The 12,589-nt window shown below is 73.9% G+C and carries 13 protein-coding genes; 7 read left to right on the forward strand and 6 right to left on the reverse strand.

Going from position 1 to position 12,589, the window contains the following annotated elements; genetic code table 11:
• Nucleotides 1-13: 13 nt before the first annotated feature.
• From ACWGSR_RS19445 to ACWGSR_RS19460, 4 genes are all read right to left on the reverse strand, one after another.
• Nucleotides 14-712 carry a response regulator gene (locus ACWGSR_RS19445; RefSeq protein ID WP_453567730.1) on the reverse strand — a complete coding sequence of 233 codons (699 nt, stop codon included), beginning with the start codon at nt 710-712 and terminating at the stop codon, nt 14-16.
• Complete coding sequence (locus tag ACWGSR_RS19450) at nt 709-1,965, reverse strand: sensor histidine kinase (protein ID WP_453567732.1); 1,257 nt, start codon at nt 1,963-1,965, stop codon at nt 709-711. Before ACWGSR_RS19450 ends, ACWGSR_RS19445 begins: the two co-directional genes overlap by 4 nt.
• A gap of 244 nt (nt 1,966-2,209) precedes the next feature.
• Entirely contained in the window at nt 2,210-2,488 is a 279-nt protein-coding gene (gene pspAA, locus ACWGSR_RS19455; RefSeq protein ID WP_376242244.1) for a PspA-associated protein PspAA, read from the reverse strand.
• A 63-nt stretch (nt 2,489-2,551) separates the two neighbouring features.
• Nucleotides 2,552-3,328 carry a PspA/IM30 family protein gene (locus tag ACWGSR_RS19460; RefSeq protein WP_366375861.1) on the reverse strand — a complete coding sequence of 259 codons (777 nt, stop codon included), beginning with the start codon at nt 3,326-3,328 and terminating at the stop codon, nt 2,552-2,554.
• A gap of 293 nt (nt 3,329-3,621) precedes the next feature.
• Between ACWGSR_RS19460 and ACWGSR_RS19465 the strand changes: the two genes are divergently transcribed.
• From ACWGSR_RS19465 to ACWGSR_RS19475, 3 genes are all read left to right on the forward strand, one after another.
• The gene (locus ACWGSR_RS19465) at nt 3,622-4,227 is read left to right on the forward strand and encodes a DUF3043 domain-containing protein (RefSeq protein ID WP_376242246.1); all 606 of its coding nucleotides are present in this window, start codon (nt 3,622-3,624) and stop codon (nt 4,225-4,227) included.
• A 65-nt stretch (nt 4,228-4,292) separates the two neighbouring features.
• Nucleotides 4,293-5,069: a class I SAM-dependent methyltransferase gene (locus ACWGSR_RS19470; protein WP_376242282.1), complete on the forward strand. Its 777-nt coding sequence runs from the start codon at nt 4,293-4,295 to the stop codon at nt 5,067-5,069.
• A 168-nt stretch (nt 5,070-5,237) separates the two neighbouring features.
• Entirely contained in the window at nt 5,238-6,311 is a 1,074-nt protein-coding gene (locus ACWGSR_RS19475) for a S1C family serine protease (protein WP_376242248.1), read from the forward strand.
• A 293-nt stretch (nt 6,312-6,604) separates the two neighbouring features.
• Here the strand turns inward: ACWGSR_RS19475 and ACWGSR_RS19480 are convergent, their stop codons facing one another.
• Nucleotides 6,605-6,811, reverse strand: a complete 207-nt coding sequence (locus tag ACWGSR_RS19480; RefSeq protein ID WP_030205728.1) for a hypothetical protein — start codon at nt 6,809-6,811, stop codon at nt 6,605-6,607.
• A 91-nt stretch (nt 6,812-6,902) separates the two neighbouring features.
• Here ACWGSR_RS19480 and ACWGSR_RS19485 point away from each other — a divergent pair, with 91 nt between their 5' ends.
• The 4 genes from ACWGSR_RS19485 (at nt 6,903) to ACWGSR_RS19500 (ending at nt 11,865) form a co-directional block, all read left to right on the forward strand.
• Nucleotides 6,903-8,105 (forward strand): bifunctional adenosylcobinamide kinase/adenosylcobinamide-phosphate guanylyltransferase, encoded by a 1,203-nt coding sequence (locus tag ACWGSR_RS19485; protein WP_453567735.1) that lies wholly within the window; start codon nt 6,903-6,905, stop codon nt 8,103-8,105.
• 46 nt (nt 8,106-8,151) lie between these two features.
• Nucleotides 8,152-9,240, forward strand: a complete 1,089-nt coding sequence (gene cobT / locus ACWGSR_RS19490) for a nicotinate-nucleotide--dimethylbenzimidazole phosphoribosyltransferase (RefSeq protein ID WP_376242253.1) — start codon at nt 8,152-8,154, stop codon at nt 9,238-9,240.
• A gap of 109 nt (nt 9,241-9,349) precedes the next feature.
• Nucleotides 9,350-11,113, forward strand: coding sequence for a phosphatidylglycerol lysyltransferase domain-containing protein (locus ACWGSR_RS19495; protein ID WP_376242255.1), 1,764 nt, complete (start codon nt 9,350-9,352; stop codon nt 11,111-11,113).
• Between the two features lie 140 nt (nt 11,114-11,253).
• Complete coding sequence (locus ACWGSR_RS19500) at nt 11,254-11,865, forward strand: hypothetical protein (protein ID WP_453567738.1); 612 nt, start codon at nt 11,254-11,256, stop codon at nt 11,863-11,865.
• Here the strand turns inward: ACWGSR_RS19500 and ACWGSR_RS19505 are convergent.
• Complete coding sequence (locus ACWGSR_RS19505; protein WP_453567740.1) at nt 11,805-12,569, reverse strand: hypothetical protein; 765 nt, start codon at nt 12,567-12,569, stop codon at nt 11,805-11,807. The genes ACWGSR_RS19500 and ACWGSR_RS19505 overlap by 61 nt on opposite strands.
• Nucleotides 12,570-12,589 lie beyond the last annotated feature (20 nt).

Raw genomic sequence — 12,589 nt, forward strand, 5'->3', positions numbered from 1 at the left:
CCCGCGCCCCAGGTCACTCCACCCTCGGGCGTACCAGTCCCGACTCGTAGGCCGTGACCACCAGCTGGGCCCGGTCGCGGGCGCCGAGCTTGGCCATGGTCCGGTTGACGTGGGTCTTCACGGTGAGCGGGCTGACGTCGAGCCGCCGGGCGATCTCGTCGTTGGACAGGCCGCCCGCGACCAGGACGAGGACCTCGCGCTCGCGGGCGGTGAGCGCGGCGAGGCGTTCGGAGCGGGCCCGGACCTCCTCGCCCGCGGCCCCCGCGCCGTCGTCCCGGGAGCCCTGGGCGAGGAAGCTGGCGATCAGGCCCTTGGTGGCGGCCGGGGAGAGCAGCGCCTCGCCGGCGTGGGCGACCCGGATCGCGCCGAGCAGCTCCTCCGGTTCGGCGCCCTTGCCGAGGAAGCCGGAGGCTCCGGCGCGCAGCGACTGCACGACGTACTCGTCGACCTCGAAGGTGGTCAGCATGACGATCCGCACGCCGGAGAGGCCGGGGTCGGCGGTGATCGCGCGGGTGGCGGCGAGGCCGTCCGTGCCCGGCATGCGGATGTCCATCAGGACCACGTCGGGCCGCTCGGCGCGGGCCAGCTCGACGGCCCGGGCGCCGTCGGGCGCCTCGCCGACGACCTCCATGTCGGGCTCGGAGTCGACCAGGATCCGGAAGGCGCTGCGCAACAGGGCCTGGTCGTCGGCGAGCAGCACCCGGATCGTCATGTGTCCTCCCCCTCGCCCTCTCCCGTGCGGGGGGCCACGGGCAGTATCGCCTGTACACGAAATCCGCCGCCGTAGCGGGGTGCGGCGGTCAGGGTGCCGCCGAGCGCGCCGACCCGCTCGCGCATGCCGAGCAGCCCGTGGCCGCCGGCCGGGGCCGGAGCGGGGACGGCGGCGGGTGGGCCGTCGTCGAGGACGGTGATCTCGACCGTACGGCCCACCCGCACGACGCTGACCTCGGCCGCGGCGTCCGGTCCGGCGTGCTTGCGCACGTTGGTCAGGGCCTCCTGCACGATCCTGTACGCGGCCAGGTCGACGGCGGCGGGCAGTGGCTTCTCGCCGTCGGCGCGGGCCAGGGCGACCGGGAGGCCGGCCTTGCGGAAGCTGTCGAGCAGCCCGTCGAGGACGGCGAGGCCGGGGGCGGGCTCGGTGGGGGCCTCCGGGTCGCCGGACTGGCGCAGCAGGCCGACGGTGGCACGCAGCTCGTCGAGGGCGGAGCGGCTGGCCTCGCGGACGTGCGCGAGGGCCTCCTTGGCCTGGTCGGGGCGCTTCTCCATGAGGTGGGCGGCGACTCCGGCCTGGACGTTCACCAGGGCGATGTGGTGGGCGACGACGTCGTGGAGGTCGCGGGCGATCCGCAGCCGCTCCTCCGCGACCCGGCGTCCGGCCTCCTCCTCGCGGGTGCGCTCGGCCCGCTCGGCGCGCTCCCGGATCGCGTCCACGAAGGCCCGCCGGCTGCGGACGGCGTCCCCGGCGGCGGCCGCCATGCCGGTCCAGGCGAAGATGCCGAGGTTCTCCTGCGCGTACCAGGGCGTCGGGCCGAAGACCATGGCCGCGGCAGTGAGGACCGTCATGGTGGCGAGGCCGACCCGCCAGGTGGTGGGCCGGTCGGTGCGGGCGGCGACGGTGCAGAGCGCGACGACGGCGCTCATGGCGATGGGCGCGGGCCTGCTGTCGTCGACCAGCTCGACGAGGGTGAACGCCACGGTGAGGCCGAGCACGACGAAGGGGTTGCGGCGGCGCCACACCAGGGCGACGGCCCCGGCGCCCATGAGCAGCACGCTGTACGCGTCGGGCGCGCGGTCGCCGAAGGTGGGTCCGTCGGGGCTGCCGTGCGGGTCGGTGAACGACCCGGCGACCATGCAGACGAGCACGCCGAACGCGAGGGCCGCGTCGAGGGCGAGCGGATGCGCCCGCGCCCAGTCGACGAGCCGCCGGGCGGAGAGCGCGCCGGCGGCGGATCCGGTGGGAGTCACGGGAGACAACGGTACGGGGCGGGGCGGGGGCGGATGTGCGGCGGCGTGCGGGCTTCCCGGGGCCCGGCGGCGCGTGGTGCGGAGCTGGCCGGCGGCACCCGCGCGGGCCCGGACCCGGGCCCGGCGGCGCGTGTACGGACGGCCCCGGCCCGTCGGCGTGTGCGCGGCCCCCGGCCCGGCAGCGCGAAGGTCCCGGTGCCCCCGAGGGGGCCGGGACCTTCGTGGCGGGTGTGCGGCGGCGGGGTCAGCCCGGAATGAGGCCGTCGTCGGAGAGCATCTTCCTGACCTCGTCCAGGCTCGCTTCCGGGGCCGGGAGGATCAGTTCCGACGGCTCCAGGACGTCGTCCGGGAGCGGCTCGCCGAGACGGCGGACGGCGTCGAGGAGGGCGCCGAGCGTCCGGCGGAAGCCGTCCGCGTCACCGGTCTCCATCTCCGCGAGCAGTTCGTCGTCGAGCCGGTTCAGCTCGGCGAAGTGGCCGTCGGCCAGCTTCCGCTGGCCCTCCCCCATGATCCGTACGATCATGACGCGTCCTGTTCTTCCGTCTTCCGGTTCTTCCGTCCTCCGGTTCTGCCGGAGAGCCGGGGGCTACTTCTCGAAGCGCGGGTGGGACTGCTGCTGGTTCTGCTGCTGCGGCGCCGCCGTGCCGTTGCCGCCCTCGATCGCCTGCTGCGCCGACGGGCCGCCGGCCAGCTCGGCCTTCATCCGCTGGAGCTCCAGCTCGACGTCCGTGCCGCCGGAGAGCCGGTCAAGCTCCGCCTGGATGTCGTCCTTCGCAAGCCCGGACTGGTCGTCCAGGGCGCCCGAGGCGAGCAGCTCGTCGATCGCGCCGGCGCGCGCCTGGAGCTGGGCGGTCTTGTCCTCGGCCCGCTGGATCGCCAGGCCGACGTCGCTCATCTCCTCCGAGATGCCGGAGAAGGACTCCGCGATCCGGGTCTGGGCCTGGGCCGCCGTGTAGGTCGCCTTGATCGTCTCCTTCTTGGTGCGGAAGGCGTCGACCTTGGCCTGGAGACGCTGGGCGGCGAGGGTGAGCTTCTCCTCCTCGCCCTGGAGCGTCTGGTGCTGCACCTCCAGGTCGCTGACCTGCTGCTGGAGCGCGGCCCGCCGGGACAGCGCCTCGCGGGCCAGGTCCTCGCGGCCGAGCGCCAGCGCCTTGCGGCCCTGGTCCTCCAGCTTGGAGGACTGGCCCTGCAGCTGGTTCAGCTGGAGTTCGAGCCGCTTGCGGGAGGTGGCGACGTCGGCGACGCCCCGTCGCACCTTCTGCAGCAGCTCCAGCTGCTTCTGGTAGGAGTAGTCGAGCGTCTCGCGCGGATCCTCGGCCCGGTCAAGGGCCTTGTTCGCCTTCGCGCGGAAGATCATCCCCATACGCTTCATGACACCGCTCATGGGCTTCGCGCGCCCCCTTCTGACGGACTCGGCTCCAGCTCTTCAACAAGGTCCACAGTACGGGCCCCGACTCCATTACCGCACTGTTCGGAGCGGGATGCGCTCCTCCCCGAGAACGACTGCGTGCGGCGTCTCCTCCCGCGCAGGGAGTAGACGGAGTCGGGGTAAACCCGTGGCCTTCCCCCGTACGTACCGCCCAAGACGCAGTCCGTTAGCGGATCGTTCCCGCCCGGCATGGGGTTCATGCGCCCCACCCCGTACCCTTGGGTTTTGTGTTCCGTAGCCGTTCGAAGGACGAGAAGGCCCCCACCGACAAGGTGACGGCGGACCTCTCCACCAAGCAGCCCCGCGACCCCGAGGCCCCCAAGGGCCGCCCGACGCCGAAGCGGAGCGAGGCGCAGACCCAGCGCCGTCGCGCCTCGACGGTGCCGCTCGACCGCAAGGAGGCCGCCAAGCGCCAGCGCGAGGCACGCCGTTCGGACCTGGCCCGTCAGCGCGAGGCCCTGGCCAGCGGTGACGAGCGTTACCTGCCCGTCCGCGACAAGGGTCCGGTGCGCCGCTTCGTGCGCGACTTCGTGGACTCCCGGTTCGCGATCGCCGAGTTCTTCCTGCCGATGGCCGTGGTGATCCTCGTGCTGTCGCTGTTCGGCAACGCCAACCGGTCGCTGCAGAACATCTCGCTGCTCCTGTGGCTCGGTGTGATCGTCCTGATCGTCATCGACTCGATCGGTCTCTGGATCCGGCTCCGGAAGCAGCTCCACGCCCGCTTCCCGAACGAGCCGAAGCGAGGAGCCGTCGCCTACGGTCTGATGCGTACGCTCCAGATGCGCCGACTGCGACTGCCGAAGCCGCAGGTCAAGCGCGGAGAGCGGCCCTGAGCGCCGACCGCTCGGAGTGGGGCGGGCCCGTGTTCGACGGGTCCGCGTCGGAGGCGGCCGGCCCCGTGCTGCCCGTCGTCACGCACTGGCCCGCCGATTCCGGCGGGCTGCGCGACACCATCCGCCACGAGATCGTCGCCCGTCAGCTCGACGAGCAGATAACCGGCCGGTACCCCGTGGGGCAGCGGCTGCGGATCCTCGACGCGGGCATGGGGCAGGGCGCGCAGGCCCTGCGCCTGGCCAGGGCCGGTCACACCGTGACCGGCCTCGAAGCCGATCCCGACCTCCTGAAGGCGGCCCGCGAGTCGCTGGCGACGGAGCCGGCCGGGATCCGCGAGCGGGTCCGGCTGGTCGAGGGCGACGGGCGCGAGACCGGGGTGCACTTCCTGCCCGGCAGCTTCGACGTGGTCCTCTGCCACGGCGTGCTCATGTACGCGGACGAGCCGGACGCGCTGCTCGCGGGCCTGGCCCGGATGCTGGCCCCGGGGGGTCTGCTCTCCCTGGTGGTGCGGAACGCCGACGCCCTGGCCATGCGGCCGGGGCTCGCCGGGGACTGGGCGGGGGCGCTCACGGGCTTCGACTCGGACGTCTACAGCGACGACGGCGGGGTGAAGGTGCGGGCCGACCGGCTCGACGCGCTCACGTCGACGCTCGCGGGGATCGCGGCGCCGCTGCACGCCTGGTACGGGGTGCGGGTCTTCACGGACGGCGTCCCGGCCGAGGTGGGCCTGCCGGCCGCCGACGAGCTGGACCGGCTGTTCGCCGCCGAGGAGCGGGCGGGACGCACGGACCCGTACCGGCGGATAGCGGCGCTGCTGCACCTGTGCGGAGTGCGCGGGTAGCGGCAGTATCTGTGCGGAGTGCGCGGGTAGCGGCAGTATCTGTGCGGAGTGCGTGGGTGTGGGCAGCGGGGCCGTGAGCAGCGGGGTCCGGCATGGTGGGGCCGCGGTGGCCCCCTGATCGGATGCGCTCGTCGGGCCCGGGGCGGGGACCGAACGGATACTCCGGACATGGACGTATCCCGTGCCCACGCCCGTACCCGCCGTCTCCTCCTCCCCCTGGCCGCCGGGGCCTGTGCCGCCGCGCTCGTCGGGGGCTGCTCCTCCGCCGGGGACGCGGCCGGTCCCGAGCGGTCGACCCAGGCGGCGGCGCCGCGCTCCGCCAACGAGCTGGAGGACGACTACCGGGCCGTCATCAAGGACGTCCTGCCGTCGGTCGTGCAGATCGACGCGGCGAACAGCCTCGGCTCGGGCGTCGTCTACGACGACAAGGGCCATGTGGTCACCAACGCGCACGTGGTCGGCCAGGAGAAGACCTTCAAGGTCACGGCGGCGACCGGGGGGCAGCCGGTGACGGCGCGGCTCGTCGCCTCGTACCCCGAGCAGGACCTCGCCGTGATCCGGCTGGAGAACGTGCCGCAGGGGCTGAAGGCGGCGAGGTTCGGGGACTCGTCGACCGTCGACATGGGGCAGATCGTGCTCGCGATGGGCTCCCCGCTCGGACTCTCCGGCAGCGTGACCCAGGGCATCGTCTCGGCGACCGGACGGACGGTCAGCGAGGGGCGGGCCGGCGGCGGCACGGGCGCGACCATCGGGAACATGGTGCAGACGTCGGCCGCGATCAACCCGGGGAACAGCGGGGGCGCGCTGGTGAACCTCGACAGCGAGGTCGTCGGCATCCCGACGCTCGCGGCGTCCGACCCGGAGCTGGGCGGCGGCTCGGCGCCCGGCATCGGCTTCGCCATCCCGGCGTCGATGGTGCGGACGGTCGCGGACCAGATCGTCAAGGACGGCAAGGTGACGGATTCGGGCCGGGCGGCCCTGAACATCACCGGGCGCACGGTCCTGAACGACGACTACGAGCCGGCAGGCGTCGCGGTGGTCGAGGCGCCGGCGAACGGCGCGGCGGGCAGGGCGGGGCTGAAGCCGGGCGACGTGATCACGCGGATCGGCGACACCGACATCACCACGATCACCTCGCTGTCGGAGGCGCTGGCCTCACGCGAGCCGGGCGAGAAGGTGCAGGTGACGTACGTGCGGGGCACGGAGACGGCGAAGACGGAGGTCACGCTGGGCGAGATGTAGCCGACGCGGAGGGGCGAGGGCCCGTCGGCTCCCGGGCCCGAGGGGCGCGGAACCGTCGGCCCCGGAACCCGAGAGGGCGCGGGGCTCGTCGGCCCCGGAACCCGAGAGGGCGCGGGGCTCGTCGGCCCCGGAGCCCTAAGGGATGCGGGGCCCATGCCCCCCGGAACCCGAGGGAGTACGGGACCCAGGCCCCGGCCCCCGGCCCCCGGCCCCCGGCCCCCGGCCCAGGCCCCCGGCCCCCGAGAGGGTGCGGGACCTCATCGGCCCCGCACCCTCCACGGCCGCCGGGCGCCCTAGCCCTCCGCGTTCAGGGGCATCGGGCCGTAGATCTTCGTCCCGTCCTCCGAGAGGGTGACCTGGTCGGCGCCGCCGCCCAGGAGGTCACGCCAGTGCTCTCCGATCCAGCTCTCCGCGTCGCCCTGGGTGGTGAACTCCTCGGGGGTCACCACCGGCTCGACCTCGGTGCCGTCGGACTTCTCGAACCGCCACGTCCATGCCATGTCCGCCTCCTGGCGCTCACCGGATGATCGGTTTCCTGCCCGCAGCGTAGCCGGGCGCGCACGCCTCGCGGCCACGCGGGAGGATCTGAGGGTGGAACTGACTCTGCTCGGCACCGGCGCCCCGCTCGGCCTCCCCCGTCCCGACTGCCCCTGCGCCGTGTGCGCGCGCTCCCGGGGGCCACGCGCGCGTGCCGCGACCGCGCTGCTCGTGGACGGGGCCCTGCTGCTCGATCTGACTCCGGGGGCCGCCCTCTCGGCGGCCCGGTCGGGGCACTCGCTCGTGGGCGTGCGGCAGGTGCTGCTCACGCATCCGCACGACGGACCGGCCGTGGAGCTGCCGGCCGGACTGCCGACCGCCGGGCGGGTGCCGGACGGACGCGAGTTGACGCTCATCAGCGGACACCGGGTGCGGGCGGTGGCGATGGACTCCCCCGGCACCGGCTACGAGGTGACCTCGGCGGACGGCGAGCGGCTGCTCTACCTGCCGCCGGGCGGCGCCCCGGCGGGCCTCGGCGAGGAGCACCTCGCGCCGTACGACGTGGTGGTGGCCGATGTGACGGGCCGTCCGGACGGCCTGGCCCGGCTGCGGGCGATCGGGGCCGTCGGACCGGCCACGGACGTGATCGCGGCGCACCTGGACCACGACGCGCCGACGGGCGCCGAGCTGGACCGGCGGCTCGCGGCGGCCGGGGCGCGGGCGGTGCCGGACGGGACGACGCTGTACGCGGGCGAGTACCACGAGGTGCCGGACGCGCCCCGGCGGACCCTGGTGACCGGCGGGGCCCGGTCGGGGAAGTCGGTGGAGGCCGAACGGCGTCTGGAGACCTTCCCCGAGGTGCTGTACGTGGCGACCGGCGGGACCCGGGAGGGCGACCCGGAGTGGGCGCAGCGGGTCGGGCTGCACCGGGAGCGTCGGCCGGCCTCGTGGCGCACCTCCGAGACCTGCGACCTCGTACCGCTGCTCGCGGAGGACGGACCCGCGCTCCTGGTCGACTGTCTGTCGCTGTGGCTGACGCACGCCATGGACGGGGTGGGCGCCTGGGACGACGAGGTCTGGGCGGACGGCGGGGAGAAGGCGCTGCGGGAGCGGACGGCGGAGCTGGTGGCGGCGGTGCGGGCGACGCGTCGCACGGTGGTGGCGGTGACGAACGAGGTCGGCTCGGGCGTGGTGCCCGCGACGGCGGCGGGGCGCCGGTTCCGGGACGAGCTGGGCCGGCTCAACGCGGCCTTCGCGGAGGAGTGCGAGCAGGTGGTGCTCGTGGTCGCGGGGCAGGCGCTGGTGCTGCGCGGGTAGGGTGCGATCACCGATGGCCCTGGCTGATGTGTCTCAAGGCGGAACCGTGAACCTGGACGACTTCTCCGATCTGATCGAGCGCCCCGACGGGGGGATACGGCGTGACGCCGAGGAGCGCCGGGAGCGGCTCGTGGTGCCGCCGGGGGCGCTCGGGCGGCTCGACGAGCTGGGCGAGTGGCTGTCCGCCGCGCAGGCCTCGGTGAAGGTGCGGGCGATCGCGCAGCCGAAGGTCGTCCTGTTCGCGGGCGACCACGGGGTGGCCTCGCTCGACGTGTCGGGGCGTCCGGCCGGCACCGCGCACGAGCTGGTGCGGGCGGTCCTGGACGGGGCGAGCCCGGTGGCCGTGCTCGCCCGCGCGGCGAACGTGCCGGTACGGGTCGTGGACGCCGGTCTGGACTGCGACCCGGAGCTGCTGCCCGCCGAGGTCGTGCGGCACCGGATCCGGCGCGGCAGCGGCCGGATCGACGTGGAGAACGCGCTGACGTCCGAGGAGACCGCGGCCGCGCTCCGGCTCGGCGTGGCGATCGCGGACGAGGAGGCGGACTCGGGCACCGATCTGGTGGTGCTCGGGGACCTGAGCGTGGGCGGCACGACCCCGGCGTCCACCCTGATCGCGGCCCTGTGCGGGACGGACGCCTCGGTGGTGACCGGCCGGGGCGGCGCCGGGATCGACGACCTGGCGTGGATGCGCAAGTGCGCGGCGATCCGGGACGCGCTGCGGCGGGCCCGGCCGGTCCTCGGCGACCAGGCGGCGCTGCTCACGGTGGTCGGCGGCGCGGACCTGGCGGCGATGACCGGCTTCCTGCTCCAGGCGTCGGTGCGGCGGATGCCGGTGGTCCTGGACGGCGTGGTCGGGGCGGCCTGCGCGCTCGTGGCGCAGCGGGCGGCGTTCCGGGCGCCGGACTGGTGGCTGGCGGGCCAGGTGAGCGGCGAGCCGGCGCAGTCGAAGGCGCTGGACCGGATGGCGCTCAACCCGCTGCTCGACCACGGCGTCCATGTGGGTGAGGGAACCGGGGCACTGCTCGCGCTCCCCCTGGTCCAGGCCGCGGCGGCGCTCGCCGCGGAGCTGCCCGAGCGTCCGGATCCGACCACTCCGGACGACGGCGGCGACACCCCGGGTGTCCCCGTGGCCTGACGGGGAGCGCGACGGACTCACATCGTCTCCGGGGCGGCCGCACGCGACGCGCGTGCGGCCGCCTCCGGCGTCACCGCGCGACCGACGGTGCCCCATATGATCGCTTTTCATGGGAGAGGTCCGTTTGTCCGCCGAAGGCACGCCCCGGGGCACCACCGCCCGTTCACGGCGCGGCGCCGCGTTCGCCGTCTGGTACCTGCGCGTCGTCACGTTCATCAACTTCCTGAGCGCCGTCTGGGTCTCGTTCGGCCAGGACCTGCGCCGGCACAACGAGGACGACTACTTCACGCCGTACCTGCTCACGGCCGGTTTCGCCTCGGGGCTCTTCACCCTCTTCCTGGCGATCACCATGCGCCGCCGCAAACGGGCCGCGTGGATCCTCAACCTGGTGCTCGGCGGCCTCTTCCTGCTGCTCTTCGCCCTGGTGATGTTCTTCCCCGAGGTCCGGCGGCACGCCCAGAACTGGGTCTCGCTGGTCCTGACCGCCGCCTTCGTCCTCGCGCTGCTGCTCGGCCGCAAGGAGTTCTACGCGAAGGGCGACCGCTCCAACCCGCTGCTCGCCGCGGTCGTGGCGGTCGGCGGGCTGCTCGTCACCTCGCTGCTCGCCGCCCTCCTGGTGACCGCCACCGACACCTCCTCCGGCCGCTCCACCTTCCCGGACCGCTGGCGCTACGGCCTGATGCGGCTCGTCACGCTCGCCTCCGACGACTCGCGGTTCCCCGGGATCGCGCCCCCCGGCTGGGTCGACGTCACCATCAACGTCCTGTCCACGCTGCTGCTGTGCGCGGTGCTCTTCGCCGCCTTCCGCTCCCGCCGGGCCGTCGACCCGCTGACCGAGAAGGACGAGGAGCGGCTGCGGGCCCTGCTCGACAAGCACGGGGACCGCGACTCGCTGGGCTACTTCGCGCTGCGCCGCGAGAAGAGCGTGGTGTGGTCGCCGAGCGAGAAGGCGGCCGTGGTCTACCGGGTGGTCGGCGGGGTCTCGCTGGCCTCCGGCGATCCGATCGGGGACCCCGAGGCCTGGCCGGGCGCCATCGAGCCCTGGCTGGCCGAGGCGCGCGAGCACGGCTGGATCCCGGCGGTGATGGGCGCGGGCGAGGAGGCCGGGACGATCTACGCCCGGCACGGTCTGGACGCCCTGGAGCTGGGCGACGAGGCCATCGTGGAGACCGACGAGTTCACGTTGGACGGGCGGGCCATGCGGACCGTCCGGCAGGCCTTCAACCGGGTCAAGCGGGCCGGGTACGAGGTCCGGATCCGGCGCCACGAGGACATCCCCGCCGAGGAGATGGCCGCGCTGGTGCGCAAGGCGGACGACTGGCGGGACGGGGCGACCGAGCGCGGCTTCTCGATGGCACTCGGCCGGCTCGGCGACCCGGGGGACGGGCGCTGCGTGATGCTGGAGTGCACCGACGGACAGGGCGAGCTGCGGGCCCTGCTCTCGTTCGTGCCGTGGGGGCCGAAGGGGCTCTCGCTCGACCTGATGCGCCGCGACCGGGAGTCCGAGAACGGCCTGATGGAGTTCATGGTCATCGAACTCCTCCAGCGCGCCGAGGAGATCGGGATCACTCAGGTCTCACTGAACTTCGCGATGTTCCGCTCCGTCTTCGAACGCGGCTCGAAGCTCGGGGCGGGGCCGGTGCTGCGGATGTGGCGTTCGCTGCTCAGCTTCTTCTCCCGGTGGTGGCAGATCGAGTCGCTGTACCGCGCCAACGCCAAGTACCGACCGATCTGGGAGCCCCGATTCATGCTCTTCGAGAAGAGCGCCGACCTGTTGCGCATCGGCCTGGCCGCCGGACGGGCCGAAGGGTTCCTGGAGGCCCCGGGGCTGCCGAAGTGGCTGCACCGCAGACACCTGGAGGGCGGGCGTTGAGCGGGTCCTCCCGGGAAGGGGCATCGCGGGGAGGGTCCTCCCGGGCCGGCGGCGTCCGAGGGTTCGCCCGCCGCGAGTGGGGCCCGCTGTTCACCGCCGTGCGGACGGCGCTCGTCACGAAGCGGTGGCGGGCGATACCCATGACGCTGGCCGCGGTCTGCCTGACGTCCCTGTTCCAGGTGGTGCAGAACCAGGACTGGGGCTACGGAGCGGTCCACGACATCGGTTTCGTACGGGCCGAGGACCCGCTCTGGATCGCGCTGCTCCGCACCCCCCTCTCGCTCTTCGTGCCCGCGCTCGACCTGCCCGTCTGGGGCGCCCTCGCGCAGGTGCTGCTCGTGTTCGGGATCGCCGAGATCTGCCTCGGGCGCCGGCGGACGCTCGCCGTTGCCTATCTGTCGACGCTGGCCGGCACCCTCTACGCGCGCGTGGGCATCGCGATCGGCCCGGACAGCCCGTTCGGCCTGCCGGCCTCGGACGCCCTGGTGGTCGACACCGGCCCGTCGGCGGCCGTCGTGGGCCTCGCCGTCTACGTCTGCCGGCGCCACCGCGCGTACTGGACCGGCGGTCTGGTCGTCCTCGCGATGATCGTGGAGGTCGTGATCAAGCCGAACCTGGCGGGCAAGGAGCACCTGGCGGCCATCGCCGCCGCCCTCGTCCTGATCGCGGTCGTCTCCCGGCGCGAGCGGCGTCAGGGCGGGGTCGAGCCGGGGCCCGAGACGCGCTCCTGGAAGCCGCCGATCAGGTCCTGAAAGCGGCGGCGGACCTTGGTCCAGCGCCGGTCGTGGCGGTACGTGCGGAGCCGGGAGCGGGCCCTGGCCCGGTGGCGGCGGCGGTAGAAGCGCTTGGACCACCAGGAGCCGGGGCGGGCCAGCCGGGCGGCGCCGACGAGCGCCACGAAGGGGACGAAGACCCCCATCACGGCCATCCGGAACTTCCCCTTCACCAGACTGACCAGGATGAAGAGGAAGTTGAGCGCGATCGTGAGGATGAAGGCGGCCCGGTCCTGGCGCTCCTCCTCGGTCACGTCGTTGACGCCGAGCGGCGAGAAGCCGCTCAGGGTGAGCATGACCAGGGCCGCGGTGAGCACGACCACCTCGACGCTCTTGCGGCCGTCCTCGCTCCAGTACACGTCGTCGAGGTGGAGGATCAGCGCGAACTCGTCCAGGACGAGCCCCGCGCCGATCCCGAAGACGACGGCGAAGACGGCCGCGCCGACGCCGTGCCGGCCGCTGCCCACCGCGCCGAAGCCGCCGATGACGGAGAGGACGACGCCGGGCACGACATGATGGATGTGGAGCCCGCCCGAGGAGACGTTCCCGAACGGGCCCTTCCCGGCCCGGATGAGACGGGTGATGGTCCGTGTGACCAGGAACGTCACGACAAATGAGGTCAGGGCGAGGAGCAGCGGGAGCTTCCCCGGTTCGAGGATGTTCCGCGAGAACCAGTGACCCATGCCACCCCCTTCCGAAATGT

The organism is Streptomyces sp. NPDC055632 (assembly GCF_053618675.1).